The organism is Sphingomonas abaci (assembly GCF_014199625.1).
Lineage (GTDB): Bacteria > Pseudomonadota > Alphaproteobacteria > Sphingomonadales > Sphingomonadaceae > Sphingomonas > Sphingomonas abaci.
The window spans coordinates 544,268-570,387 of the sequence record NZ_JACHNY010000002.1 but is presented as its reverse complement, the minus strand read 5'-3'; the positions used below and the strand labels follow the sequence as shown (position 1 = coordinate 570,387).

Annotated in this window: 21 protein-coding genes; 16 read left to right on the top strand and 5 right to left on the bottom strand. The window is 68.4% G+C overall.

Features of this window, described 5'->3' with window-relative positions:
• The first annotated feature begins 114 nt into the window (after window positions 1-114).
• The 4 genes from mazG to GGQ96_RS07630 are packed head-to-tail and all read left to right on the top strand — an operon-like array spanning window position 115 to window position 4,232.
• Window positions 115-858, top strand: a complete 744-nt coding sequence (mazG, locus tag GGQ96_RS07645; protein ID WP_184113160.1) for a nucleoside triphosphate pyrophosphohydrolase — start codon at window positions 115-117, stop codon at window positions 856-858.
• Window positions 855-1,706 carry a hypothetical protein gene (locus GGQ96_RS07640; RefSeq protein ID WP_343058959.1) on the top strand — a complete coding sequence of 284 codons (852 nt, stop codon included), beginning with the start codon at window positions 855-857 and terminating at the stop codon, window positions 1,704-1,706. The genes mazG and GGQ96_RS07640 overlap by 4 nt, the downstream gene beginning before the upstream one ends.
• Window positions 1,707-1,758: 52 nt before the next feature.
• Window positions 1,759-3,588, top strand: coding sequence for a cation:proton antiporter (locus GGQ96_RS07635; RefSeq protein WP_184113156.1), 1,830 nt, complete (start codon window positions 1,759-1,761; stop codon window positions 3,586-3,588).
• Window positions 3,585-4,232: an OmpA family protein gene (locus GGQ96_RS07630; protein WP_184113154.1), complete on the top strand. Its 648-nt coding sequence runs from the start codon at window positions 3,585-3,587 to the stop codon at window positions 4,230-4,232. Before GGQ96_RS07635 ends, GGQ96_RS07630 begins: the two co-directional genes overlap by 4 nt.
• 4 nt (window positions 4,233-4,236) lie before the next feature.
• On the opposite strand, the gene GGQ96_RS07625 is transcribed toward GGQ96_RS07630, so the two are convergent.
• Window positions 4,237-4,653 carry a GFA family protein gene (locus GGQ96_RS07625; protein WP_221239849.1) on the bottom strand — a complete coding sequence of 139 codons (417 nt, stop codon included), beginning with the start codon at window positions 4,651-4,653 and terminating at the stop codon, window positions 4,237-4,239.
• A 155-nt stretch (window positions 4,654-4,808) separates the two neighbouring features.
• On the opposite strand from GGQ96_RS07625, the gene GGQ96_RS07620 reads away from it, so the two are divergent.
• Both GGQ96_RS07620 and GGQ96_RS21830 read left to right on the top strand, forming a co-directional pair.
• Entirely contained in the window at window positions 4,809-7,124 is a 2,316-nt protein-coding gene (locus GGQ96_RS07620; RefSeq protein ID WP_184113267.1) for an ATP-dependent helicase, read from the top strand.
• A 24-nt stretch (window positions 7,125-7,148) separates the two neighbouring features.
• Window positions 7,149-7,586, top strand: a complete 438-nt coding sequence (locus GGQ96_RS21830) for a glycine zipper 2TM domain-containing protein (protein WP_425506690.1) — start codon at window positions 7,149-7,151, stop codon at window positions 7,584-7,586.
• A 36-nt stretch (window positions 7,587-7,622) separates the two neighbouring features.
• On the opposite strand, the gene GGQ96_RS07610 is transcribed toward GGQ96_RS21830, so the two are convergent.
• A complete protein-coding gene (locus tag GGQ96_RS07610) occupies window positions 7,623-9,359 on the bottom strand; it encodes a class I adenylate-forming enzyme family protein (RefSeq protein WP_184113152.1) in 1,737 nt (578 codons plus the stop codon).
• 214 nt (window positions 9,360-9,573) lie between these two features.
• On the opposite strand from GGQ96_RS07610, the gene GGQ96_RS07605 reads away from it, so the two are divergent.
• From GGQ96_RS07605 to GGQ96_RS07595, 3 genes are read left to right on the top strand one after another with little or no spacing between them, the layout of a single operon-like run.
• Complete coding sequence (locus GGQ96_RS07605) at window positions 9,574-11,604, top strand: 3-hydroxyacyl-CoA dehydrogenase NAD-binding domain-containing protein (protein WP_184113150.1); 2,031 nt, start codon at window positions 9,574-9,576, stop codon at window positions 11,602-11,604.
• A 33-nt stretch (window positions 11,605-11,637) separates the two neighbouring features.
• Window positions 11,638-12,828 (top strand): acyl-CoA dehydrogenase family protein, encoded by a 1,191-nt coding sequence (locus GGQ96_RS07600; protein WP_184113148.1) that lies wholly within the window; start codon window positions 11,638-11,640, stop codon window positions 12,826-12,828.
• 25 nt (window positions 12,829-12,853) lie between these two features.
• Window positions 12,854-13,981, top strand: a complete 1,128-nt coding sequence (locus GGQ96_RS07595) for an acyl-CoA dehydrogenase family protein (protein ID WP_184113146.1) — start codon at window positions 12,854-12,856, stop codon at window positions 13,979-13,981.
• A gap of 8 nt (window positions 13,982-13,989) precedes the next feature.
• On the opposite strand, the gene GGQ96_RS07590 is transcribed toward GGQ96_RS07595, so the two are convergent.
• Window positions 13,990-14,382: a BLUF domain-containing protein gene (locus GGQ96_RS07590; protein ID WP_184113144.1), complete on the bottom strand. Its 393-nt coding sequence runs from the start codon at window positions 14,380-14,382 to the stop codon at window positions 13,990-13,992.
• Between the two features lie 180 nt (window positions 14,383-14,562).
• On the opposite strand from GGQ96_RS07590, the gene GGQ96_RS07585 reads away from it, so the two are divergent.
• The 5 genes from GGQ96_RS07585 to GGQ96_RS07565 all read left to right on the top strand — a co-directional run bounded on the left by GGQ96_RS07585 (window position 14,563) and on the right by GGQ96_RS07565 (window position 21,586).
• A complete protein-coding gene (locus GGQ96_RS07585) occupies window positions 14,563-16,320 on the top strand; it encodes a histidine kinase famiy protein (RefSeq protein ID WP_246360243.1) in 1,758 nt (585 codons plus the stop codon).
• Window positions 16,321-16,408: 88 nt separating this feature from the next.
• Window positions 16,409-18,427, top strand: a complete 2,019-nt coding sequence (locus tag GGQ96_RS07580) for an HAD-IIB family hydrolase (protein WP_184113143.1) — start codon at window positions 16,409-16,411, stop codon at window positions 18,425-18,427.
• Window positions 18,427-19,569: a glycosyltransferase gene (locus GGQ96_RS07575; protein ID WP_343058958.1), complete on the top strand. Its 1,143-nt coding sequence runs from the start codon at window positions 18,427-18,429 to the stop codon at window positions 19,567-19,569. The genes GGQ96_RS07580 and GGQ96_RS07575 overlap by 1 nt, the downstream gene beginning before the upstream one ends.
• On the top strand, window positions 19,566-20,516 hold the full coding sequence (locus GGQ96_RS07570; RefSeq protein WP_184113142.1) for a galactosyltransferase-related protein: 951 nt from the start codon (window positions 19,566-19,568) through the stop codon (window positions 20,514-20,516). The genes GGQ96_RS07575 and GGQ96_RS07570 overlap by 4 nt, the downstream gene beginning before the upstream one ends.
• On the top strand, window positions 20,513-21,586 hold the full coding sequence (locus tag GGQ96_RS07565) for a glycosyltransferase (RefSeq protein WP_184113141.1): 1,074 nt from the start codon (window positions 20,513-20,515) through the stop codon (window positions 21,584-21,586). The genes GGQ96_RS07570 and GGQ96_RS07565 overlap by 4 nt, the downstream gene beginning before the upstream one ends.
• A 43-nt stretch (window positions 21,587-21,629) precedes the next feature.
• On the opposite strand, the gene GGQ96_RS07560 is transcribed toward GGQ96_RS07565, so the two are convergent.
• Window positions 21,630-22,982 (bottom strand): ABC1 kinase family protein, encoded by a 1,353-nt coding sequence (locus GGQ96_RS07560; RefSeq protein WP_184113140.1) that lies wholly within the window; start codon window positions 22,980-22,982, stop codon window positions 21,630-21,632.
• A 45-nt stretch (window positions 22,983-23,027) separates the two neighbouring features.
• A complete protein-coding gene (locus GGQ96_RS07555; RefSeq protein ID WP_184113139.1) occupies window positions 23,028-23,792 on the bottom strand; it encodes a ThuA domain-containing protein in 765 nt (254 codons plus the stop codon).
• A 245-nt stretch (window positions 23,793-24,037) separates the two neighbouring features.
• On the opposite strand from GGQ96_RS07555, the gene bla reads away from it, so the two are divergent.
• Entirely contained in the window at window positions 24,038-24,952 is a 915-nt protein-coding gene (bla, locus tag GGQ96_RS07550) for a subclass B3 metallo-beta-lactamase (protein ID WP_246360241.1), read from the top strand.
• A gap of 83 nt (window positions 24,953-25,035) precedes the next feature.
• Window positions 25,036-26,055, top strand: a complete 1,020-nt coding sequence (locus GGQ96_RS07545; protein ID WP_184113138.1) for a cupin-like domain-containing protein — start codon at window positions 25,036-25,038, stop codon at window positions 26,053-26,055.
• Window positions 26,056-26,120 lie beyond the last annotated feature (65 nt).

Below are 26,120 nucleotides of genomic sequence, written 5' to 3'. Positions count from 1 at the left end.
CGCTGCTTGAGGGGCTCCACGCTGCCCCCGCTGCCACGAGGCAGTGTCATTTCTATCTGGCAGAGAAAGTGTCTTTTCTAAATAGCGCCGACATGTGTGCGGGAGGATGAGCTTGTGATCGAACGTCTGGTCGCCATCATGGCGCGGCTGCGCGACCCGGTGTCCGGCTGCGAATGGGACCGGGCGCAGACCTCGGCCTCGATTGCGCCCTATGCGATCGAGGAAGCGCACGAAGTCGTCGACGCGATTGCGCGCGACGATGCCGAGGAACTGCGCGACGAACTGGGCGACCTGTTGCTGCAGGTCGTCTTCCATGCGCGGATCAACGAAGAGGCCGGCCGCTTCGCCTTGCCGGACGTGGTCGCGTCGATCGCTGACAAGATGGAGCGGCGTCATCCGCATATCTTCGGCGATGCGGCGGCGTCCCCCGGCTGGGAAGCGATCAAGGCTGGCGAGCGCCGCAGCAAGGCCGATAGCAGTGCGCTGGCAGGAGTGGCGCTGGCCCTGCCGGCGTTGATGCGCGCCGAGAAGCTTCAGGATCGCGCGGCCCGGGTCGGCTTCGACTGGCCCGACAGCCGCGGGCCGCGCGCCAAGATCGACGAGGAGATCGCCGAGGTGGAGGCCGCCGCGCCTCAGGACCGCGCCGAGGAGATCGGCGACCTGCTGTTCGCGGTCGTCAATTGGGCGCGTCACCTGGACATAGACCCCGAGGTCGCGCTGCGCGCCGCCAACGCCAAATTCGAGCGCCGTTTTCGCAGTATGGAGACGATGGCCGGCCCGCTCGAGGGTCAGTCGCTCGATGCCATGGAGGCGCTGTGGATTGCCGCCAAGGCGCAAGAGCCGAAGCCGATCGCGTGAGCCGGTTCGCACGGTTTGCCGCGATCGACTGGTCGGGTGCGCGTGGGGTGCAGCACCGCGGCATCGCGCTCGCGCTGTGCGCAGCGGGTGACAGCCCCCCTTCCCTCGTCCATGCGCCGGATGGCCGGCCCTGGTCACGCACCGGTATCGCCGACTGGATCGCCGCGCATCGCGACGCGCCGATGCTGGTCGGCATGGATTTCAGCTTCTCCGCGCCGTTCGTCGAGCGGGGCGCGCACTTGCCCGGAGATAGCGTCACCGCCGATGCCCGCGCGCTCTGGACCTTGGTCGAGGCGGAGAGCGACGATCCGGACCTGGGTGCCGCCGACTTCATCCAGGCGCGGCGCGGCCGGCACTTCTATCTGGGCGCCGCCGATGGGGCGAAGCGCGACTTCCTCCATTGGCGCCAGTGCGAGAGCACCTCCCAGGGCGAGCGCAAGCCCTCGACCGTCTATGACGCGATCGGCGCGGCGCAGGTCAGCAAAGCCAGTTTCGCTGGGATGCGCCTGCTGCATCGTCTGTCCGGCACAGTCGCGATCTGGCCGTTCGACCCCCTGCCCCAGACCGGCCTGGTGCTGGTCGAGATTTACACCGCCATCGCGGCGCGCGCGGCGGGGATGCGCAAGGGGCGCAGCAAGATACGCGACGCGTCCTCCCTCGATGCGGCGCTGGCGCAGGTAGGGAGCGCGCCGCACAGCCCCCTCCCCGCCTATGACGATCATGCCACCGATGCGATCCTGACGGCCGCGTGGCTTCGTCGTCATGCCGGTGATCCGGCGCTCTGGTCGCCGCCGCGACTGACGCCCCGCATCGCCGCGACCGAGGGCTGGACCTTCGGCGTGCGGTAAGGGCGTTCTGCTTCGGGTTACGATCCCAGTCATTTCCCGCTATGCCCCGCGCATGGAACAACAGGCTTTGGTTATCGCGCTGATCGGTGCGCTTGGCATCGGCGCGCAATGGATCGCCTGGCGGACCGGCTGGCCGGCGATCGCGCTGATGCTGGTCGCGGGGGTGATCGCGGGGCCCGTTACCGGGCTGATCGATCCGCACCGCATCTTCGGCGACCTGCTCGAACCGCTCGTGTCGCTGGCGGTGGCGCTGATCCTGTTCGAGGGCGGGCTCAGTCTCAACGTCCGCGAACTGCGTCGCACCGATGGCGCGGTGGCGCGCCTCCTGCTGCTCGGCGTCCCACTCGGCTGGCTGTTCGGAGCACTGGCCTGCTATTATGTCGGCGGCTTGGTCTGGCCGGTCGCGATCCTGTTCTCCGGGATCCTGGTGGTGACCGGGCCGACCGTGGTGCTGCCGTTGCTCCGCCAGAGCAACATCGCCGCCCGGCCGCGCGCGATCCTGAAATGGGAAGCGATCGTCAACGACCCGATCGGCGCGCTGTGCGGTGTCGTCACCTATGAATATCTACGCCGCGCCGGCGAGGGCGTGACCATCCCGTCCCTGCTCGGCTCGCTGGTCGCCGCCAGCCTGGTCGCCGGCCTGATCGGCTGGGGCAGCGCGCGGGCGATCGGATGGGCGTTCCCGCGCGGCCATGTGCCGGAATATCTGAAAGCGCCGGTGCTGCTGGTCGCGGTGATCGGCGCGTTCGTGCTGTCCAATCTGGTGCAGCAGGAGACCGGCCTGCTTGCGGTGACCGTGATGGGCGTGGCGCTGGCCAATATGCGCCTTGACTCGCTCCGCGACATCCATCCGTTCAAGGAGAACGTCACCGTTCTCCTGATTTCGGGCGTCTTCGTGCTGCTGTCGGCGACGCTCAACCTGACGGTGCTGGAGCGGTTCGAGTGGCGCTTCCTGGCCTTTCTCTTCGCATTGCTGTTCCTGGTTCGGCCGGCGACGGTGCTGCTCAGCCTGGCCTTCACGCGCGTCCCCTGGAACGAGCGGCTGCTGATCGCCTGGATCGCCCCGCGCGGCATCGTCGCCGTCGCGATCTCTGGCCTGTTCGCGCTCCGGCTGGATCAGCTCGGCTATGCCGATGGTTCGATCCTGGTCACCCTGTCCTTCGCCGTGGTGGTGGCGACGATCGTGGCGCACGGCTTCTCCATCGGCCCGGTCGCCAAGCTGCTCAAGGTGACGGGACCGACCGAGCGGGGCCTGCTGCTGGTCGGCTGCACGCCGTGGAGCCTGGAGCTGGCGCGGTTGCTACGCCAGCTCGAGGTGCTGGTGACGATCGCCGACACCAGCTGGCAGCGTCTGTCCCCGGCCCGTCATGCCGGCATCCCGACCTACCATGGCGAGATCCTGGCCGAGGCGACCGAGGACCAGCTCGACCTGTCGCAGTTCGAGGTGCTGGTCGCCACCAGCGACAACGAGGCCTATAACGCGCTGGTCTGCAGCGAGTTCGCGCACGAGATTGGCCGCGACAAGGTCTACCAGCTGGGGGGCGACGGCAGCGACGGGGACGAGGACGATCGCGCGCTGCCCGCTTCGCTACGCGGGCGCGCCCTGTTCAGCAGCGGCCACGGGGTCGAGGCGGTGATGCAGCGCCAGCAACAGGGCTGGACCTTCCGCAAGACCCGCATCACCGATAAATTCGACTTCGACACGGCGCGGGCGGACATGGCGGACGAGGCGGACATGCTGCTGCTGTGGCGCAAGGGCGCGCCGCTTCGATTCTTCTCGCACGCCAGCCGCCCGACGCCGCAGACCGGCGACACGATCATCAGCTATGGCCCGCCCGCGCCGACAGCCACGCGGCGGGCGACGGAGGGAGTGGTATCATGACACGGACGCTTGCGACGATCGGGCCGATCGCCCTGGTCCTGGCCGCCTGTACGCCAGCGGCCGACCGCACCGGCAATGCCAGCGCCCCGATGGCGGAGGCGAATGACAGCGCCGAGGCCGGTTTCGATGCGGGGGGCATCGCCAACGTCACCGGAAACGACGCGGTGCCGGCCCGCTCCATCCTTCGCCCCGATATCGTCGCGCCCGAACCCGCGCCGCCGCCGCTGGAACCGATCGACCGCGTCATCCCCTTCGCGCAAACCGGTCAGCAAATCGACGACGAGGGTCGGAAGGCGTTGGACGCCTTGTTGACCGACCCGATCATGCGAGCGGGCGGCGGCATCACCCTGAGCGGCCATTCCGACAGCAAGGGCGATGATCGGGTCAATTTGCGCACCTCCCGCCAGCGGGCCGAGGCCGTGCGCGACTATCTGGTCGAAAAAGGCATCGACCCGGCCCGCATCACGGTGATAGCCTTGGGCGAAACCCGGCCGCTCGTCCCGAACGCGCATCCGGATGGGTCCGACGACTCCGCCGCGCGGGCGCGAAATAGGCGCGTCGAGGTGGGCGTGGCGCTGCCCGACGCCCCCGCGCCGGCCGACGCGACCGGTGGCGATGCGGCTGTTGCCGTGCCGGCGCGATGAACGATCAGCCCGGATAGCGGTCGAAATGCGGCAGCGCGGCCATGGCGCCGAGCCAGCCCGGCGCATCCGCCATTTGGATACAGGCCTGGGGCGGCAGGTCGTCCGGCCGGTCCAGGGTCGCGGACTGTATGTCGACATGATCCGGGAAGATCGCCGGGTTGCGATAGAATAGGCCTGTTCCACAGCGACCGCAGAAGTGCCGCTCGACGCCGGGAGACGACTCGAAACGCACCGGTGCGCCGCTGATCGTCACCGCCGCCTCGGGAAACAGCGCCCAGCCAACGAGCGGCGCGCCCGACGAACGCCGGCAATCCACGCAATGGCACAAGGCGTGATGCTCTGGCATGCCGATCGCCTGGTAACGGATCGCTCCGCAGCGGCATCCGCCCTCGAAGATTCCCTGTTCGACCGCCTGCTCCATCCCGTGTCTCCCCTCTTGCCGATTGAGTTTTCCAGCGTCGAGGTCGCCACGCAAGTAAAAAGAACAAACCGGGTCCGCGACGGCAGCCCGGCCCCTGTTCGCAGGTCGGCGGTCCGCTCAGGGTGCCGCGACACGGATCTCCGGTCGTGTGGCGCTTGCCCCCCGCCCCGCCGTTCCCTACCTGTTCGAAGGTGACCGATATCCAGCTCGCCGACCCGCCCTATCTGCGCGGCCTCAATCCGCCTCAGCGCGAGGCGGTCCTGACCACCGACGGACCCGTGCTGATGCTCGCCGGCGCGGGCACCGGCAAGACGGCGGCGTTGACCGCTCGGTTGGCGCACCTGCTCTACACGCGCAAGGCCTGGCCGAGTGAGATTCTGGCGGTGACCTTCACCAATCGCGCGGCGCGCGAGATGCGCGAGCGGGTCGGCCGGCTGGTCGGCGAGGCGGTGGAGGGGATGCCGTGGCTCGGCACCTTCCACGCGATCGGCGCGAAGATGCTGCGTCGCCATGCCGAGCTGGTCGGGCTGCAATCCAACTTCACCATCCTGGACACGGACGACCAGCTCCGCCTGCTCAAGCAGCTGATCGTCGCGGCCGATATCGACGAGAAGCGCTTTCCCGCCCGCAGCCTGGCCGGGCTGATCGATGAGTGGAAGAACAAGGGGCTGGTCCCCGCCGACATCGACGCCGGCGAATCCGAACGTTTCGCCAACGGCCGCGGCGGCGAGCTCTACCAGCAATATCAGGACCGTCTGAAGGCGGTGAACGCCTGCGACTTCGGCGACCTGCTGCTCCACATGCTGGTCATCCTGAAGACGCATCGGGACGTGCTGGAGGGCTATCAGGAGCGCTTCCGCTACATCATGGTGGACGAATATCAGGACACCAACAGCGTCCAGTACCTGTGGCTGCGGCTGCTGGCCCAGGCGCGCAAGAACATCGCTTGCGTCGGCGACGACGACCAGTCCATCTATTCGTGGCGCGGCGCGCAGGTCGAGAACATCCTTCGTTTCGAGAAGGACTTCCCGGGCGCGACGGTGATCCGGTTGGAGCAGAACTACCGCTCGACCCCGCATATTCTGGGCGCGGCCGGCGGCGTCATCGCCCATAATAGCGGCCGGCTCGGCAAGCAGCTCTGGACCGAACTCGACGCAGGCGAGAAGGTACGCGTGCTCGGCGTCTGGGACGGGCCGGAAGAGGCGCGACGCGTCGGCGACGAGATCGAAAGTTGTCGCCGCGCCGGCAAGAGCCTGGACGACATCGCCATCCTGGTTCGCGCCTCGCACCAGACGCGCGAGTTCGAGGACCGCTTTATCGCCATCGGCCTGCCCTATCGGATCGTCGGCGGCTTCCGCTTCTATGAGCGCGCCGAAATTCGCGATGCGCTCGCATATCTGCGTGTCGTCAACCAACCGGCCGATGATCTCGCCTTCGAGCGGATCGTCAACGTGCCCAAGCGTGGTCTTGGCGACAAGGCGCTGGCCAAGATCCACCAGCTCGCGCGGGGTGAAGGCATGCCGCTGACCACGGCCGCCGCGCGCATCCTCGATACCGACGAACTGACGGCCCAGGCGCGGCGCAGCCTGGGCAATCTCGTCGGCGACATTCATCGCTGGCGCGACATGGCGCGTGACCTGCCCCATGCCGAACTGGCCCGCCAGCTGCTGGACGAAAGCGGCTACACCGCCATGTACCAGGCGGAGAAATCAGCCGAGGCGGCGGGGCGGCTGGAGAACCTGTCCGAACTCGTCCGCGCGATGGAGGAATATGAGTCGCTCGGCGCGTTCCTGGAGCACGTCTCGCTGGTCATGGACAATGACGGCGGCCGACAGGACCCGCAGGTCACGATCATGACCATCCACGCCGCCAAGGGGCTGGAATTCGATACCGTGTTCCTAGCGGGCTGGGAGGAAGGGTTGTTCCCCTCGCAGCGCGCGGTCGACGAGGGCGGCACCAAGAGTCTGGAGGAGGAACGGCGGCTCGCCTATGTCGCGATCACCCGCGCCCGGCGGCTGGCGGTGATCCTTCATGCGGCCAACCGGCGCATCTACGGCCAATGGACATCGAGCATTCCCAGCCGCTTCGTCGGCGAGCTGCCGGCCGATCATATCGACAGCGAGACTACGATGAGCGGTGGCGAAAGCCTGTGGCGCGCCAACTGGTCTGAACATGCCGACCCCTTCGCCAATGTCGCGCGGGGTACGGGGCGCGGCCCTGGCTGGCAACGCGCGGCGGGTCAGATGGGGCAGTCCAACTTCACCACCACGCCCAAGCGCGTGGTCGAGAGCCGGGCCAGCGCGGTCAGCCTGGGCAACAAGGGGCGGAGCGACCTGAAGGTCGGTCAGCGTGTCTTCCACCAGAAGTTCGGCTATGGCGCGATCGCGGAGATTGAGGGCAACAAGCTGGAGATCGACTTCGAACAGGCCGGGCGCAAGCGGGTGATGGACAGTTTCGTCACCATCGCCTGACCCTGAAAACAAAAGGGGACGGCGATCGCGATCGCCGTCCCCATACCTAGCTCTCCGTCGGGATCAGCGGCACTTGACCTTGCCGCGATCGATCGAGCGTCCGAGCAACGCGCCGCCGCCCGCTCCTGCCAGCGTGCCGAGCGTGCCGCCGCCGACCAGATTGGCGAGCAGGCCGCCGCCGACGCCACCGATGACCCCGCGCGCGACTATCGCGACGGCGCGCAATATCGCGAGCGCGTCGTCTCGCCCGACGAGCGGGTCTATGCCGGCTATGACGGCCGTTATTACTGCAAGCGGTCCGACGGCACGACCGGGCTGATCATTGGCGGCGCGGCCGGCGGCATCCTCGGCAATGTCATCGATGGCGGGCGCAGCCGCATCCTCGGCACGCTGCTGGGCGGCGCGGCGGGGGCGCTGGCCGGGCGGTCGATCGACCAGAACAGCCAGGTGCGCTGCCGCTGAGGCAGGGTCGTTCCCGCCCGCACGGGGCGGGAACGGTCACACCGATGGTTCGAACAAAGCCCGCAGATCACGCTTCACGATCTTGCCATTGGCGTTGCGCGGCAGCGGCTCCGCCAGAAAGCGGATCGCGACCGGCACCTTGAACGCCGCCAGCCGTTCGCGCAGCCAGGCCTGGAGGTCCACCTCGCCCGCGGACGCACCGGGGGCCAGGTGCACGACCGCCACCGGCTCCTCGCCCAGCACCCGGTGGGGCCGGCCGAGCAGCGCCGCCTCGACGATGGCGGGATGATCGTACAGTGCGTTCTCGACCTCGATCGAATAGATATTCTCGCCGCCGCGGATCACCATGTCCTTGGCCCGGTCGACGATATAGAGGAAGCCCTCCTCGTCGAGCCGCGCTAGGTCGCCGGTGCGGACCCAGCCATCGACAAAGGTCTCGGCCGTCGCCTCGGGCTTGTTCCAATAGCCCCGTGCGTTCATCGGTCCGCGCGACCAGAGTTCACCCACCATCCCGCGCGGGCATTCGCTCGTGCCGTTAGTGTCCATGATCTTCAGGTCGGCGACCGCGACCGGCGGCCCGGCGCTGGTCGGCCGGTTCAGATAATCCTCGCCGCCATGATGGGTGACGGTGGCCGAGGTCTCGGTCATACCCCAGCCACAGGCAGGCAACGCGCCGAAGGTCTGGTGAATGCGCTCGGCCAGGTCCGGCGCCGCCGGCGCGCCGCCATAGGCGATCGCCTCCAGCGAGGACAGGTCGTACCTGGCGCGGTCCGGATGGTCGAGCAGCTGGCACGCGATGGTCGGCACGCCGCCGGTGACCGTCACCCGCTCGCGCTCGATGATCTCCATCGCCCGCACCGTGTCCCAGCGCCGCATGAAGATGGTGGTCGAGCCGCCCGCCACCGCCGCCATCAGGTGCGCCGAACAGGCGGTGACGTGGAACATCGGGATCACCGTCAGCGCCACGCGCGGCTTGGACACCGGCGGCATCTCGCCCCGGCGCAGCGCAGTCCGTGCGGCCGAATAGGCGGAGGACAGGATATTGGTCAGCAAGCTGCGATGCGTGCCGACCGCGCCCTTCGGCGCACCCGTCGTGCCGCTGGTGTAGAAGATGGTGGCATCGTCGTCGGGCATGATCGATGCAGTGGGCAAATCGCCGCCCGGGAGCCCGCTCCAATCGGCCGGCGTCCCGATCACCGATTCCAGCCGTTCCTCGTCCGGCATCGCCGTCGTCGCGCGGGCGACCAGAACCGCCTTCAGGTCGGGCAGGCTCGGGCGGTAGGGGGCGATCCGCTCGTGACGCTCGCCATCCGCGATCAGCAGCCGCGCACCGGAATCCGCCAGCCCATAGGCCAGTTCGCCGCCCGTCCACCACGCATTCAGAGGTACGCAGATCGCCCCCAGCACGGTGATCGCGAAGAACGCCATCGGCCATTCGGGCAGATTGCGCATCGCCAGCGCGACCCGGTCGCCCGGTCCGATCCCCTGCGACCGGAGATAGGTGGCGAGCGCCCCGACGGCGCGGTGATTGGCCTCGTAGCTGACCCGTTCCTCCTCATGGATGGTGAAGGGCCGGTCGCCGTGGACCCTCGCCGCCGTGAGCAGATGCGCCAATGTCGGCGGCATCGTCTTCCAGACGCGCATGGGTGTGCCGCGGATCGTCTCGATCGTCATCTCGAACGGCATGCCGGGGGCCGTCAGCCGCGCCTCCACCTCCGCGAGCGACAGCGCAGGCCAGCATGGGGCCAATTGGTCGAGGGCGAGGCCAACCATTGCAGCATCCCTTTCGATTGAAAGTCGGGTTTGTCGGTGATGTGCCATAGCGGACGCTTAGCGCTTGATCAACGTCACGGTGCTCGTCATAACGGTAGCCGTATTCGAAGCAAGGGTATGGCGCTGATCATGACACGGCCATGACAATCGCGAACTGGTCGCACCGTCGCGCCCGCCGCCCTTTCCCCAATCCGATCCGAACAGGAGCCCGCCCATGACCTCTCCGATCCGTACCGAGCGCAACGGCGACATTCTCGTCATCATTGCCGACAACCCGCCGGTGAACGCGCTGGGCGCCGCCGTCCGCCAAGGCCTCGAGGCGGCGGTCAAGCAGGGCGTGGTCGATGACTCGATCGCCGCGATGGTGATCCGCTGCGACGGTCGCACCTTTTTCGCGGGCGCGGACATCACCGAGTTCGGCAAGCCGCCGGTCGAGCCGATGCTGCCGGTGCTGGTCGACATGATCGAGGCGTCGAGCAAGCCGGTGGTTGCCGCGATCCACGGCACCGCGCTGGGCGGCGGGTGTGAGGTCGCGCTTGGCTGCCATTACCGGGTGGCGACGCCCTCCGCCAAGCTTGGCACGCCCGAGGTGAAGCTCGGCCTGCTGCCCGGTGCCGGCGGCACGCAGCGGCTACCCCGCATCGCCGGCGTGCGCGTGGCGCTGGAAATGACCGCCAAGGGTGACCCGATCTCGGCGAAGCAGGCGCAGGAGGCCGGACTGATCGACCGGATCGTCGGCGAGGACTCGCTCGCCGACGATGCCGTCGCCTTCGCCCGGGAGGTGGCGGGCAAGCGCCCGGTGCCGCGCGCCTCCCAGCGGGAGGTCCAGCCGGATGCCGACGCCGTGGAGGCGTTCAAGAAGGAGAATGGCCGGCGCTTCCGTGGCTTCGACGCACCCGCCGCCAATATCGCCTGTGTCGAAAAGGCGGCTTCGGGGGCCAGCTTCGCCGACGGCATAGCTTTCGAACGGCAGGAATTCATGCGGCTCATGACCGGTACGCAGTCAGCGGCGCAGCGGCACATCTTCTTCGCCGAGCGCCAGGCCGCCAAGATCGACGACCTGCCCGCCGATGTCACGCTCCGCCCGATCCGCCAGGTGGGCGTGATCGGGGCCGGCACGATGGGTGGCGGCATCGCCATGAACTTCCTCTCGGCGGGCATTCCCGTCCGCATCGTCGAGATGCAGCAGGAAGCGCTCGACCGCGGCACTGGCGTGATGCGCCGCAACTACGAGGCAAGCGCCGCCAAGGGCCGAATGACCGCCGACCAGGTCGAGCGCGCCATGGGGTTGCTGACCCCGACCCTGGCCTTCGACGATCTGGCCGATTGCGACCTGATCATCGAGGCGGTGTACGAGAATATGGATGTGAAGAAGGACATCTTCACCCGTCTCGACCGCCTCGCGAAGCCGGGCGCGATCCTGGCCTCCAACACCTCCTATCTCGATATCGACGAGATCGCCGCCGTGACCGGGCGGCCGGGTGACGTGGTGGGCATGCACTTCTTCTCGCCCGCCAATGTCATGAAGCTGCTGGAGGTGGTGCGCGGCGCTAAGACCGCGCCCGACGTGCTGGCGACGGTAATGGCGCTGGCCAAGACGATCCGCAAGGTCGCCGTGGTGGCGGGCGTCACCTATGGCTTCATCGGCAACCGCATGTTGATCCCGCGCCAGGTCGAAGCGACCAAGCTGCTGCTGGAAGGCGCGACGCCCGAGCAGATCGACCGCGTTCATGTCGCCTTTGGCATGCCGATGGGACCATTCCAGATGGCCGATCTGGCCGGCGTCGACATCGGCTGGCACCGCGACCCCACCCGCATCGAGAGCATCCGCGATGCGCTGGCGGCGGAGAATCGCTGGGGTCAGAAGACCAAAGCGGGTTTCTACGATTATGACGATCAGCGCCGCCCGTCGAACAGTCCGCGCGTGGCGGCGATCATCGACGATTTCCGCCGTCAGTCGGGCGTCACGCCCCGCACGATCAGCGACGAGGAGATCGTCGCGCGCACGCTCTACACCATGGTCAACGAAGGTGCGTTGATCCTGGCGGAGGGCAAGGCGCAGCGCGCATCCGACATCGATGTGGTCTGGATCTATGGCTATGGCTGGCCGGTCTATCGCGGCGGCCCGATGTTCTGGGCGCAGACCGAGGGGCTGGACAAGGTGGTGGACGGGTTGGAACGCCACGGCTTCACCGTCGCCCCTTCGCTGAAGCACGCGGCCGAAACCGGCGGCCGCTTCAAGTGATCGACGCGCGCACCCGATAACAGGAGAGAGAGGATGGCCGATCAAGCGGCGGCGGACTTCCGCCAGGAAACGCGCGCGTGGCTGGAGGAGAATTGCCCGGCGGCGATGCGTCGGCCCATCCAGTCGGAAAAGGATGTCTGCTGGGGTGGGCGGCGCTACGTCCCCGCCTGCCCCGAGCAGAAGATCTGGCTCGACCGGATGGCCGAGCGCGGCTGGACCGTGCCCGACTGGCCGACCGAATATGGCGGCGGCGGCCTGTCGCCGGCCGAAACCAAGATCCTGCGTGAGGAAATGAAGGCGATCGGCGCACGCTCGCCGCTCAACAGCTTCGGCATCTCGATGCTGGGGCCGGCGCTGCTCAAATATGGCAGCGAGGCGCAGAAGCTGGAGCACCTCCCGCGCATCGCACGGGGCGAGATCCGCTGGTGCCAGGGCTATTCGGAGCCCAATGCCGGCTCCGACCTGGCCAGCCTCGCCACCTGGGCCGAGGATGCGGGCGATCATTATGTCGTCAGCGGCCAAAAGGTCTGGACGAGCTATGCCGACCAGGCCGACTGGATCTTCTGCCTGGTCCGGACATCGAAGGAGTCGAAGCAGGGCGGGATCAGCTTCCTGCTGTTCGACATGGAATCCGAGGGCGTCTCGACCCGGCCGATCCTCCTCATCTCCGGCTACAGCCCGTTCTGCGAAACCTTCTTCGACCAGGTCCGCGTTCCCAAAGCCAATCGGGTGCATGACGAGAACAAGGGCTGGGACGTCGCCAAATATCTGCTCGGCCATGAGCGCGAAATGATCTCGGGCATGGGGTTGGGCGAAGGCGGCCGCGACACGCTGGTGGCGGATGCCCTGGCGACGATCGGCCGCGATCCCACCGGCCGGCTGGCCGACCCGCTGCTGCGCGCCGACATCGCGCGGTTCCAAATCCGTGCCCGCGCCTTCGCCGCCATGTCGGAGCGCTTCCTCGACGAGTTGAAGACTGGGCGCGCCCATCCGGCCCAACCCTCGATGATGAAATATTACGGCACCGAGCTGAACAAGGACCGGCACGAATTGCACATGGCGGCCGGTGGATCGGCCGCGCTGGAGTGGGAGAGCGAGGCGTCGCGCGGCGGTGCGCCGGCCCGGGCCTGGCTGCGCACCAAGGCCAATTCGATCGAGGGCGGCACGTCCGAGATTCAGCTCAACATCATCGCCAAGCGCATTCTCGACCTGCCCGGCGCCTGACATCCCCTTCCCGCGAGTAACCGCCATGCCGCTTTTTCTCGACGACGAACAGACCATGCTGCGCGACACGGCGCGCGACTTCATCGCCGATACCGCGCCGGTCGCGCATCTGCGCGGCCTGCGCGATGCCGATGATCCGACCGGCTTCTCCCGCGACCTGTGGAAGCAGTTCGCCGAGATGGGCTTCACCGGCATCCTGATCGGTGAGGCGCAGGGCGGCCTGGGCCTCGGCCATGTCGAGGCCGGGATCGTGCTGGAGGAGATCGGCCGCAACCTGACCCCCTCCCCCTTCTTGTCCACCTCGGTGGCGGCGGTCGAAGCGCTGCGCGGCACGGCGCAGGCCGAACGCTGGTATCCCGGCATCCTGGCCGGCGACACCGTCGCGGCGGTGGCGATCGACGAGACGCCCAAGCATCGCGACCGTGTCGCCCTTACGGCGGAGCGCGCCGGCAACGGCTTTCGCCTGAGCGGCGTCAAACGCTTCGTGGCGCATGGCCATGTCGCCGATGTGCTGATCGTGGCGGCGCGCACCGCCGGCGCGCCCGAGGACCGGGACGGCGTCACTCTGTTCGCGGTGCCGCGCGACGTTCCCGGCCTGACGACCGCGCCCGAGCGGCTGGCGGACTCCAGCCTCGCCGCGACGGCGACCTTCGAAAGCGCCATGCTGGACGCAGACGCCGTGCTGGGTGACGTGGATGGGGGGCGCGCCGTGCTCGACCGGCTGCTCCGCGCCGGTCGGACGGGGGTCGCAGCGGAGTCGCTGGGCGTCGGGGCGGGCGCGATGGCGATGACGATCGGCTATCTGAAGGACCGCAAGCAGTTCGGCGTTCCGATCGGCAGCTTCCAGGCGCTCCAGCACCGCGCCGCGCATCTCTATGCCGAGATGGAGGTGGCGCGCGCCGCCGTCCTGAAGGCGCAGCACCTGCTCGATGCGGACATGGAGGCGGCAGACATGGCGGTGTCGGTCGCCAAGGCGATGACCGCGATGGCGACGACGCTGGCGGTCAACGAAGGCGTGCAGATGCATGGCGGCATCGGCATGACCGATGCCTATGACATCGGCTTCTACATGAAGCGCGCGCGCGTCCTGGCGGAGCTGTGGGGCGATGCCGGATATCATGCCGACCGGGTGGCGGTCGCCGCCGGTTACTGACGAGGCGATCAGGCGGGGTCGAAGAAGCGCGCGACCTCGCCGTCCGCGTTGCGGAGCAGGCCGCGCAGCCGTAGCGACGCGTCCTCCGGCCGCTCGCCAGGATCGCCGGCCATCGCCCAGTCTCCGAACTGCCGCTCCACCGCCAATTGGTCGTCCAACACAACGACGTCCCGGTGGCGCGCATCGTCGGCGATCCGACTGAACGTGCCCGCGACGCTCTCCGGCGGGCCTTCCAGCAACTGAAGATAGCGGTCGCCGCGTATCCACAATATGCCAGAGATTCCGTCCATGCCGTTGTTGCGGCGCGACACCGCCAGGATGTCTTGATGATCGTCGCGCAGGTTCACACCGGTGGCGCGGCTGGAATAGATGATGCGGCGAACCCGCTCGACCTGACTCATGATCCTGATGTAGGGAAGGTTGAGCGCGGTTGTAAGTCGCCGGGCGCAATGACGGATGCGTCATCCCGGTTGGAACCTGAGCGCCTGCCCGAGCGTCGTTCTCCCAACGCAATAATCCTAGATTAACAAGGTGAAGGTAACCCCTTGCACAAGCCGGACAGTGACGCCAACCCAGCATCCATGGCGAATGATGGTGCTGCTCAGGGTCCGGACACGCATGTCGATCGCGATCCAACCGGCCTCGCCGCGGGCCGACCGGCCGCGGGCGCCATGGACGTCGGCGCCAGTGAGCCCATTGAACGGCCTGGCCTGCATCATTGGCGCGAAAGCACGATCACCCATGCCGATCTGAACGATCGCGGTGGCGTGTTCTTCGCCGCGATCGAGATGACGCGAATGCCGATGATCCTGACCGATCCCAATCAGGACGATAATCCCATCGTATTCGCCAACAAGGCTTTCCTCGACCTCACCGGCTACGAGGAAGGCGAGGTTCTCGGGCGCAACTGCCGCTTCCTGCAGGGTGCGCAGACCGATCGTAGCGCGGTGGCCGAATTGCGCGAGGCGGTAGATGGGCGGTCGGCGATCGCCTTGGAACTGCTCAACTACCGGCGCGACGGATCGCCGTTCTGGAACGCGGTCTTCATCGGCCCGGTCTATGACAAGGCCGGCGACCTGCGCTATTTCTTCGCCAGCCAGCTCGATGTCACGCGTCGTCGGAACTCCGAGCAGAGTTACCGCCAGGCACAGAAGATGGAGTCGATCGGCCAGCTCACCGCCGGGCTGGCGCACGATTTCAACAATTTGCTGCAAGTGGTGAACGGCAACCTCGAACTGGTCGCCGCCACCTCCGCCGACCCGGAGCGGGTGCGTCGCTACGCTGCCGCCGCGCAGTCGGCGGCCGAGCGCGGTGCAAAGCTCACGCGTCAATTGCTCGCCTTCGCGCGCAAGACGCGGCTGGAGCCGCAACCGCTCGACCTGGCCACGCTGGTGGGCGAGTTCTCGGACCTGATCGAAACCTCGGTCAACGGCAAGGTCGATATCCAGCTCCGCCTGAATCCCGACCTGCCCAGGGTGGTGGTCGACCCCGACCAGTTGGAAATGGCGCTCCTCAACATCGTCAACAATGCGCGCGACGCGATGCCCGATGGCGGCCCGGTGACGATCGCCACCGAGCGCCGGACGCTGGAGGGGGACCGAGCGGGCGACCTGCCCGCCGGCGACTATGTCGCGTTGACCATCGTCGACCAGGGCCACGGCATGACGGCGGCGACGCTGGAGCGCTCGACCGAGCCTTTCTTCACCACCAAGGGCGTCGGCAAGGGCACCGGCCTGGGCCTGGCGATGGCGAGCGGCTTCGTGCGCCAGTCGGGCGGCCGGCTGGAGATCGAGAGCACGGTTGGCGAAGGGACGACGATACGAATGTTGTTCCCGGTCATGCCGGCGCACCATCGCCCGCCCGACGCGCCGCGCCATGTGGCCGCCGTCGCCCTGCCCGCGATCGACGGCACCCCACCCCATGTCCTGGTCGTCGAGGACAATGAGGAAGTGCTGGCAGTCGCGCAGGAGATATTGGAGGGTGCCGGATATGTCGTGTCGACCGCGCTGAACGGTGACGAGGCGCTCCGCTTCTTCAGAGAGACCCATTCGGAGCGGCGTGTCGATCTGCTGTTCACCGATCTGGTCATGCCGGGCGGTATCAACGGCCTGTCACTGGCCGACGCGGTTTCGAAGCAGGATGCCAGCGTGTCGGTGCTGATGACCACCGGCTACAACGAGGAACTGGTCGCGGACGGTGCGCGTGCGCGGTCGACGGACGTGCTCAGCAAGCCATATCGCCGGACCGAATTGCTGGACCGGGTCCGCCAGGCGCTCGCGCGCGGCGGCGAGGGCGGAGCGCGTCGGCGGCAATCGGACTTTGGTTCGGTGGAGGCCTGATCACATAAAAAAGTAACGCGGGTAAACAACCTCTTGGACCTTTGTAGCTGATCAGGACGTTTCGAAGTGGCAACAAAAAGGGGCCGCTTTGTATATCCTGCATCTCGCGCTTGGCGGCTGTCTGAAGGCGCCGCCCGTCCCGTTCGGCGTGACGGCGGATACGGGCGGGCACATCGCCTATGTGCTGGACGCGGCCCTGCACCAGGCCCGCCGCTCGGATGTGTCTCATGTCGAGATCGTCACCCGCCGTTTCGACGACCCGCGCTTCGATCCTGTCCATGCGCAGCAGCGCGAGCATGTCGCTCCCGGACTGGCCATCACCCGCATCGCTACCGGTCAGCCCTTGTATCTCGAGAAAGAAGCGCTGGCGTCCGATCTGCCGGCCTTCACCCAGGCGTTTTGCGACTATCTGGCGGCGCTGGACCCGCGCCCGGACGTGATCCATGCGCATTTCGCCGATGCGGCGGCGGTGGCGATCGCGGCCCAGCGGCGTTTCGGCATACCGTTCGTCTATACGCCGCACGCGCTCGGCATCGACAAACGCGCCCACCATATCCAATGTGACGGCCTGGACGCCCGGATCGACGCAGAGCGGCGCGCGATCAAGGCGGCGGCGGCGATCATCGTCTCGACGCGGGAAGAAGCCACGCGTCAGGTCGGCGGCTATCGCGTGCCCGTCGGCGACCGCGTCCACTGCCTGCCCCCCGGCGTCACGACGCAGCCCCGTAATCCTGGCGTCGTCACGCTCGCCGACCGGCTGGGCGACTGGTTCAACGAGCCCGACAGGCCGCTGGTCTTCGCGGTGGCGCGGCCGGTCGTGAAGAAGAACCTCGCCGCCCTGGTGCGCGCCTTCTCCGCGGATGCGGAGTTGCACCGGAACGCCAACCTGCTGATCCTCGCCGGCCAGCACGATCTGGCCGGGCCGGAGGAACAGGGCATCCTCGCCGAACTCCGCCACCTGGCCATGGACACGCGGTTGCACGGCCGCATAGCCTTGCCCTCCGCGCACGACGGCACGGACGTCGCTGCCCTTTACGAGCGGGCGGCGGATCGTGGCGTGTTCGTCAACCCGGCGCTGCACGAGCCGTTCGGCCTTACCCTGATCGAAGCCGCCGCGGCGGGCGTGCCGGTCGTCGCGACGTGCAATGGCGGCCCGGCTGAGATCGTGTCGACGATCGGCCATGGCGTATTGATCGACCCCCGCGACCCCGCCGCGATCGCGAGTGCGATCAAGGGGATCATCGGCGACCCCGTCCGCCATGCCGTCCTGTCGAAGGCGGGGAAGCACGGCGTAGCCGCCTACAACTGGGATCGCTATGCACAGGATTCGGTCGCGCTCTATCGATCGATCGCCCAGCCGCGCCTGCTGGTCTGCGATATCGACAATACGCTGACCGGTTGCCCGGTCGGTGCGCGCGCGTTCGCTGACTGGCGCTCCGGTTCGCCCCTGCCCTTCGTCGTCGCGACCGGCCGCGACTTCGCTACCGCGCGGGCGATCCTGAGCGATTGGGGGCTGCCCCAGCCCGACGCCTATATTACCGATGTCGGGACCCGGATGATGCTGGCCGATACCAGCGGCAACTGGCGGGAGTGCCGCGTCTTCGCGCGCACGCTCGACCAGGACTGGGATGCGGAATCCGTCGAACGGGTCCTGTCGAGCCTGGCGCTCACCCCGCAACCCGCGACGACGGCAGGCCCGCACAAGATCAGCTTCTTCGGAACGGCCGAGGATGCGGCGCGGATCGACGCCGCGCTGGTGCGGGCGGAGCTGCCCGCGCGGGTGATCTTCTCGCACGGCCGGCTGATCGACGTGATCGCGCCCCATGGCGGCAAGGCGGAGGCGGTCGCCGCTTATGCCGGTCGCTATGGCTGGTCGCTGGCGCATTGTGTCGCCGCCGGGGACAGCGGCAACGACAGCGACATGCTGGCGGCGTGCGGTCATGCCATCATGGTGGGCAATGCCAGCGAAGAGCTGGCGCATCTACCATCCCGGCCAGGCTTGCACCGCAGCGCCACCCACCATGCCGGTGGCGTGCTGGAGGGTTTGGCGCGGCTCGGCCTGGCAACCGTGCAGACCGAGGCTCAGATCGAGCCGGTGGCGGCCTGATGCGACCGTTTGGCTACTTCGTGCATCACCAGGGGCGCGGTCATGCCGAGCGCTGTGCGGCGATCGCCCGCGCCCTGCCGCCATCGCGCCCGATGACCCTGTTCTGCGCACGCGACGACATCTTCGGTGCCCTACCCGACCAGGTCCAGATCATCCGCATTCCCTCTCTGTTCGAGCCGTCGGGCGGGGAAAGCGACGGGATGGACTGGGTACCGACCCCACAAACCCTGCACTGCGCGCCGCTTGGCTGGCCGGGCATCCGCCGGGCGATGGCGACGATCAGCGCATGGTTCGCGACAGCCGATCCCGCGCTGATGATCTGCGACGTCTCGGCCGAGATCGCGCAGCTCGCCCGCATCTGCTCGGTTCCCCATGTCAAGGTGCTGCAGCATGGCGACCGGGGGGATCAGGGCCACAGCGCCGCCTATGACGGGGCGGCGGGACTGCTCGCCCCCTTCCATGCCGATCTCGCCCAGCCGGAATGGAACGAGGCGATGCGGGCCAAGACCTGTTTCGCCGGAGGCCTCGGCGTCGATACGCGGGTCGTCGAGCGTGAGGTCGCGCGCCAGCGGATCGGCGTCGGCGCCGACGAGGAACTGATCCTCGTCGTCTCGGGCGGGGGCGGCCAAGGCTTCGCCCAGGCGCCGCTCGGCGTCGGCGCGCGTTCGCGGCCCGCGGCGCGCTGGATTACGATCGGCACCGTGCAGCGGGACTGGCATGCCACCGAGCCGGCCAATATCGAGCATCGCGGCTGGGTCGACAACGCGGCCGATCATATCGCGGCCGCCGACATCGTTATCGCCTCCACCGGCAACACGACCTGCCAGCAGATCCTGGCCGCCGGTCGACCTTGGCTGGCGGTGCCCGAATGGCGCTATTTCGACGAACAGCATCGCAAGGCTGAGGCGCTGGCCGCGGCCGGCGTCGCCACCGTCCGGCCGCATCTGCCTTCGTCCGCCCATGGTTGGGCGGCCGCGCTCGCCGAAACGCTGGCCGGCCACCGTCCCGCCGCTCAGCGCGCGATGATCGACGATCAGCCGGCCGATCGGGTCGCCCTGTGGCTCGAAACGCTTGCCGCGCGTTTGTGGACACCGTGCACTCTTTCCGCCCCCCTTTCGACCATGGAGCCGCCCATCCTATGACCCGTGTTTCCGTCATCACCCTGGCGAAGGGCCGCCCCGATCATCTGGTCAATGTCGTGCGCGGCCTCGCCCGCCAGACGCAGCGCCCGGTCGAGCTGATCGTGGCGGTGATGCAGCACCAGCCCTATGATCTGCCCGACGCGCCTTTTCCCGTTCGCCAGATGCGCGTGAACACGGACACCCTGCCGCTGGCGGCGGCACGCAATGCGGCGGCGATGGCCGCGTCGGGCGAGGTGCTGGTGTTCCTGGACATGGACTGCATCCCGACGCCCTGCCTCGTCGCGGACTATGCCAAGTTCGCTGACGCCTTCGACGGATTGCTGATGGGCGAGGTCATGTACCTGCCCGGCGGCGCGACGCAGGGCGACTGGTGCTACGAGGATTTCGCGGCGGTGGCGGAGAAGCATTCGGATCGGCGCGGGCCCCCGGCGCACGGGCTGGAGTTGTGCACGGATTATCGCTGCTTCTGGTCGCTCAACTTCGCGATGCGGCGCGAAACCTTCCTGTCCACCGGCGGCTTCGACGAACGCTTTGTCGGCTACGGCGGCGAGGATACCGATTTCGGCAAGACCCTCGACCAGGCCGGCATCCCGATCGCCTGGATCAAGGGCGGGCTCGCCTACCACCAGTACCATCCGCATCATATGCCGCCGGTCCATCATCTCGACAGCGTCGTCCGCAACGCGGAGCTGTTCGAGGCGAAGTGGGGCTATCGCACCATGGGCCACTGGCTCAACGCCTTCCGGCTGATGGGGCTGATCGACGACGCACCGGGTCGGCCGATCCGCATCCTGCGCCGGCCGGAGGCCGCCGACCTGGCGCTGACCGGCCAGCAGAGCCACCAGCCCTATGCCAATACCGCCCGCGTGCTGCGCCAGCTCGAGGAAGCGGCGGCGGCGCGTTCGCCCGAACCCGACGCGCGACGGGAGGTCGTGGCCGCGGCATGAGGATCGCGGTTCTGGGCCATGTCCGCCAGCGGATCGCGCAGCCTTTCGCCGGTGGAATGGAATCGCATTGCTGGCATCTCGCCGCCGGGCTGCAAGCGCGTGGACACGATGTGGTGCTGTTCGCTTCGGGCGACAGCGACCCGCGGTTCGCGATCGATCCTGTGGTCGCGCAGCATTATGAACGGACCTTTCCATGGGCGGAGCATCGCGGCTCCGCCCCGCTGATCGCGCATCTCGACGCCGCCTATGCCGCGGCCTGCGACCGGATCGCGGCGGGCGGGTTCGACGTGGTGCACAACAACAGCCTGCACCGGTTCGCGCTGGAGCCGGCGCGGACCATGGCTACGCCCACCGTCACCTCGCTGCACGTGCCGCCCTATGACGCGCTCCACTGGTTCGTGCGCAGCAGCATCGCGCCGCACCACCGCCTGACGGTGACGTCGGCCCGGCAGCGGGACGCCTGGTGGCCGGAGGGCGCGCCGGTCGAGGCCTCGATCCTCCACAACGGCATCGATCCCGCGCTCTGGCCCTATCGCGCCGAGGGTGACGGCAACGCCGCCTGGTGTGGGCGGATCACCCCCAACAAGGGGCCGCATCTGGCGGCCCAGGCGGCGCGATGTGCCGGGATCTGCCTGACCCTCTACGGGCCGATGGAGGACCCGGACTACTTCACCGCTGAGGTCGAGCCGCTGCTCGGCGGCGCGATCCGCTATGCCGGTCATCTGGAGGGTGCGGCGCTGGCGCGGGCGATCGGCCAAGCCTCGATCTTCCTGTTCACGCCGTGCTGGGACGAGCCGTTCGGCCTGGTCGCGGTGGAGGCGATGAGCTGCGGTCTGCCGGTGGCCGCCTTCGCCATGGGCGCGGCGCGCGAGATCGTCGGCGAGGCCGGAGCCTATGCCGAATGCGGGGACGTCGCGGGACTGGCGATCGCGATGGGCGCGGCGCTCGCCATCCCGCGCCACGTCCCACGCGACCGGGTGCTGGCGCACTTCACGCATGATCTCTGGCTCGACCGTTGCGAGCAGCTTTATGCCGAGGCGCGAGCGGGCGACGCCCGTCTCGCGGCGTAGAGGTCCACGCAGCGGGGCCGGATCGCAGCCGCCCCGTCCCACCTCAGCGCGTCAGATCCTGGCGTACGCCGATCGCGGCGGCGGCCAGGCCGCGAACATCGACTCGCGCCTTCAGCCGCGCCGCCAGCAGCGCGGTGCCGCTGACCTTGCGCTGTACGAACAGCGTCTCGACATGCGGGACATGCCAGGTCGTGCGATCGGCGATCAGCGCCTTCGCCTCCTCGCGGACGACGGGGACGAAGGCGCGGTCGCCGAAGTCGAAGGGGCCGGGCCGGTTCAGCGCATCGTCGATCGCGGCGATGATCCGGTCGATCGCGGGGCGATGCGTGTTCGCCGCCACCGCACCCAGAAAGCCCGTCTCCACCGCCACGTCGCGGATGGCGTCGCGGTCTCGCGCCAGCCCGGCGACGATCAGCCGGCGATAACCATCGGCCGTCTCCGCCGGCACCGCCCTTGTCGCGCCGAAGTCGAGCAGCACCAGGGCGTTGGTTTCGGGTTGCCAGCGGTAATTGGCGAAATTGGGATCGGTCTGCATCGTCGCGAAGTCGAACAGCTCGCGCAGCACCAGCGACAGCAAGGCCGTCATCGCATTGTCGCGCGCCTGCTGAGGTGCGTCGGCCAGCGTCTCGATCGGCCGTCCCTCGACGAACTGCATCGCCAGCACGCGGCCGGTGGTGAGGTCCCCTTCCAGCGTCGGCACGACATAGCGGACATCCCCGGCCAGCCGCTCGCCATACAGGCGCATCTGCTCGCCTTCGCGGACGTAATTGGCTTCCTCCGCCAGCTGGCGCTTGGCCTCCGACAGCAGAGGCTTCAGGTCGAGCGTGGACGGCAGCAGGTTCGAGACGCGGAGCAGCGTCGCGACATTGTCGACATCGGCATCGATGCTGTCGGCGACGCCGGGATACTGCACCTTGATCGCCAGCACTCGCCCGTCGGGCAGGGTCGCTCGATGCACCTGTCCGATCGACGCCGCCGCCACGGGGGCCGCCTCGAAATGGCGGAAGCGCCGGCGCCAGCCCGGCCCCCATTCGCGGGTCAGCACCTGGTCGAGCTGGGCCGGGGGCATCCGATAGCCTTGGTTGCGCAACCGGGCGAGAATGGTGGACAGCTCGGCCGGCAGCATGTCGCCCGCGTCCATCGAGATCATCTGACCCAGCTTCATCGCCGCGCCGCGCAGATGGGACAATCGGTCGGCGACCCGCGCGGCGTTGGCCGGGGTCAGCACCAGGTCGCTCATGCGGGGTCGCTCGCCCGCGGCCAGCCGCCGGGCGCCCTCGGCGATCATCCCGCCCGCGACACCGCCCGCCAACCGGCCGAAAACGCTCAGCCGGGCCGCCCGGCCGCTGGGGATGGCGCGGTGGCGCGCGTTTGGAACATCGTCATCCTGCTGCATCCCGGCACAGCGCGGCGCGCGGCGGGGAGTTCCCCGGCAATCGCGTCAGCGTAGCTGCCCCCGTCCGGTTGCGGTCCAGAACAGGCCACCGAGCAGATGCTGGAGATAGCGCTCGTCCCGGTACATGTCGGCCTGGTGACCGAGCAAGGTGACGAAGACCCGGCCTCGCTCGTAGCGATGGTGCCAGGCCAACGGATGGTCCGCCCCCATGCGATGCCCCACCTGCCCCGGCCAGATCAGCGTCGGGTCGTAGCTGCGCTCGTCGACCCGAAGCACGGGGTCGATGGCGATCCGCCAGGGGTCGGCGGTGACGTAGAACTCGTCACTCCAGATCCAGCGGGGCGGTAGGCCGAAACTGGCGGGGAAGCCGGGATCGGCGACGGTCACGACCCCGGTCTGCACCTTGGGATGGTTGACGAAGCGGCGGCCGACCAGCTTCTCGAACCACGGCCATTCGTCCTTTGGCACGATCGCGGCGCGGTGGACGACCATCGCATTGCCGCCGGCGCGCATATAGGCCTCGAACCGCGCGCGCTGCCCGGCATCCAGGCGCTCGGGTGGCGTGTTGAGGAACAGGATGGCGGCGAAGCCCGCCAGGTCGTCATCGAACCGCGCCGGATCGCTGGTCCAGTCGAGTGCGAAGCTGTGCAGCCGCGCCACCCGTTCCAGCGCGTCGCGGGCGATCGGAATATATTCATAGTGATAGGTGCTGGGCGTAGCGATCACCAGCACACGGAACTGATCCTCGGCCACCGCCACGGCCGGAACCGCCGCGAGCGCCAGCGCCACCATGCCCGATAGTCCCCGCATCCGATCCGTCCTCCTGAACCCGGCGCTTTCCTATCGGCCGTCGATCATCGCCGCACCACTACGACCATGGTGGGGGTGGCGCGGGGCGCTCGCCCGGCGAACCGATCGTCGCCATGCGCCGCAAGACGATGTCGGCAAAGCCCCCCGCATGGCCCCGATCGGCCATCGGCGACGGTAGTCGGGCCGCTGGCGGGCGCGTCCATGCGGGTCTAGATGCAGGTGCGTGCACGGGCGGAGCCAAAGCGATGATGAAGTGGGTGAAATGGGCAGCGGCATCGATCGCGATGCTGGCCGCGCCGACGCCGACGCTGCTGGCGGCCGTGACCGGGCCGGGCCTCGCGCCCGCCACCGTTGCCGAACATCGGGCGCGCTGCGGCGGCAGGGACGGATGGAGCGATCCCGCGCCGCCGATACGCCTGTTCGCCAACGTCTATGACGTCGGCACCTGTGGCATCACCGTGCTACTGATCGTCGGCGACCGGGGATCGATCGTCATCGACGGCGCGACGCAGGAGGCCGGGCCCTCGATCCTTGCCAACATCCGGCGGCTGGGCGTCCGCCCGCGTGACGTCAAATTGCTGCTGTCCTCGCACGAGCATCAGGACCATGCCGGGGGCCTGCGCGCCCTGCGCCAGGCGACGGGCGCGAAGATGCTCGCCCGCGTCGCCGCCCGCCCCGTGCTGGCGAGCGGCGTCTTCGCGGTCGACGATCCGCAGCGCGAAGGGGACCGGCCGCGCTTTTCCGGCGTGCCCGTCGATGGGCTTGTCAGCGACGGACAGGTGGTAACCCTGGGATCGCTCCGCCTCACCGCCCATGCCACCCCCGGCCATTCGCCCGGCGGGACCTCATGGACATGGCGATCCTGTAACGGCGCGACCTGCCGCATGGTGGTCTATGCCGACAGCGTCAGCGCCGTGGCGAGCAACGGTTATCGCTTCACCGATCATCCGGCCTCTGTCGCCACCTTGCGCCGGACCCTTACCCGGATCGCCCGCTTGCCCTGCGACCTGCTGATCACACCGCATCCCGAAGCCAGCGATCTCTATGCGCGCGTGGCTGGCGAGAAACCGCTTACGGACGGGACGGCCTGCCTGCGCTATGCGGCGGCGGGCCGATCCCGTCTTGATCGTCAACTGGCGTCAGAGGCGGCGGCTCGATAATCTAACCCTTTGACTTTCCAAGATATTTACACAAGGGCGCTTGCATTGTCCGAGTCCGGACGCGACGCAGGCGGAGAGCAGCGGTGACGGATCCAGTCGCAACGGCGCAGCGGGTCGCGGAGATCGACGCGTCCGATGCCAGCCGCATCGGCGGCGACATCCTGAACGGCGACCGCCCCTTGGTGCTGCGTGGCCTTGCGGCCGCCTGGCCTGCGGTCGTAACCGGGCGGCAGGGGCCGGTCGCCACCGCCGCCTATCTCCGCCGGTTCGACAGCGGCCGACCGCTGGGCATCTTCGCCGGTCCGCCGACAATCGCGGGGCGCTTCTTCTATCGCGCTGACATGCGCGGCTTCAATTTCGATCGTGGCCAGGTGCTGCTCGGACCGCTGCTCGACGCGCTCCTTGCCGAGGTGGACAATCCGACGCCGCCCGCGCTCTATGCCGGGGCCAGCGCCGCGCCGGACCATTTCCCCGGCTGGGCGCAGGAGAATCCCCTGCCCCTGGCGATCCCAGCCGCTACGCCCCGCCTTTGGCTGGGCAATGCGACGCGCGTATCGACCCATTACGACATGTCCGCCAACATCGCGGTGGTGGTGGCGGGGCGGCGGCGCTTCGCGATCTTCCCGCCCGAGCAGACCGGCAACCTCTATGTCGGGCCGCTGGAAACGACGATGGCCGGGCAACCGACCAGCATGGTCGATTTGGAGCGGCCCGACCTCGATCGTCACCCGCGCTTCGCCGCGGCGCTTGCGATGATGCAGGTCGCCGAGCTAGAGCCCGGCGACGCGCTGTTCCTGCCGCCGCTCTGGTGGCACGATGTCCGCGCCAGCGGGCCACTCAACATACTGGCCAACTACTGGTGGGGCGAGCGTGAAGGCGGATCGGCGTTCCCGGCCTTGATCCATGCGCTGCTGACCGTGCGCGACCTGCCGCCGGCGGAACGGGCGGCCGTCAAATCCTGGTTCGACCATTATGTCTTCGCCGACGACCCCGCGGCGGCGGGCGCGCACCTGCCGCTCCATGCGCGCGGCATATTGGGGCCGCCTTCGCGGGAGCGGACCGGCATGATCCGCAGCTTCCTGCAACGCACCCTCGCGGGCTGATCCAGATAAGAAGATGAAAAAACCTTCATCCAAAGATTGAACCGTTTCGGCCCCGAACCGTTCGG

Excerpts from the sequence above, each read along its gene's own strand:
- bla (WP_246360241.1), top strand. The coding sequence starts at position 24,038 with ATGATGAAGTGGGTGAAATGGGCAGCGGCATCGATCGCGATGCTGGCC.
- GGQ96_RS07590 (WP_184113144.1), bottom strand. The coding sequence starts at position 14,382 with ATGAGTCAGGTCGAGCGGGTTCGCCGCATCATCTATTCCAGCCGCGCC.
- GGQ96_RS07570 (WP_184113142.1), top strand. The coding sequence starts at position 19,566 with ATGACCCGTGTTTCCGTCATCACCCTGGCGAAGGGCCGCCCCGATCAT.
- GGQ96_RS07585 (WP_246360243.1), top strand. The coding sequence starts at position 14,563 with ATGGCGAATGATGGTGCTGCTCAGGGTCCGGACACGCATGTCGATCGC.
- GGQ96_RS07605 (WP_184113150.1), top strand. The coding sequence starts at position 9,574 with ATGACCTCTCCGATCCGTACCGAGCGCAACGGCGACATTCTCGTCATC.
- GGQ96_RS07610 (WP_184113152.1), bottom strand. The coding sequence starts at position 9,359 with ATGGTTGGCCTCGCCCTCGACCAATTGGCCCCATGCTGGCCTGCGCTG.
- GGQ96_RS07635 (WP_184113156.1), top strand. The coding sequence starts at position 1,759 with ATGGAACAACAGGCTTTGGTTATCGCGCTGATCGGTGCGCTTGGCATC.
- GGQ96_RS07575 (WP_343058958.1), top strand. The coding sequence starts at position 18,427 with ATGCGACCGTTTGGCTACTTCGTGCATCACCAGGGGCGCGGTCATGCC.
- GGQ96_RS07555 (WP_184113139.1), bottom strand. The coding sequence starts at position 23,792 with ATGCGGGGACTATCGGGCATGGTGGCGCTGGCGCTCGCGGCGGTTCCG.
- GGQ96_RS07625 (WP_221239849.1), bottom strand. The coding sequence starts at position 4,653 with ATGGAGCAGGCGGTCGAACAGGGAATCTTCGAGGGCGGATGCCGCTGC.
- GGQ96_RS07600 (WP_184113148.1), top strand. The coding sequence starts at position 11,638 with ATGGCCGATCAAGCGGCGGCGGACTTCCGCCAGGAAACGCGCGCGTGG.
- GGQ96_RS07595 (WP_184113146.1), top strand. The coding sequence starts at position 12,854 with ATGCCGCTTTTTCTCGACGACGAACAGACCATGCTGCGCGACACGGCG.
- GGQ96_RS07560 (WP_184113140.1), bottom strand. The coding sequence starts at position 22,982 with ATGCAGCAGGATGACGATGTTCCAAACGCGCGCCACCGCGCCATCCCC.
- GGQ96_RS07565 (WP_184113141.1), top strand. The coding sequence starts at position 20,513 with ATGAGGATCGCGGTTCTGGGCCATGTCCGCCAGCGGATCGCGCAGCCT.
- GGQ96_RS07630 (WP_184113154.1), top strand. The coding sequence starts at position 3,585 with ATGACACGGACGCTTGCGACGATCGGGCCGATCGCCCTGGTCCTGGCC.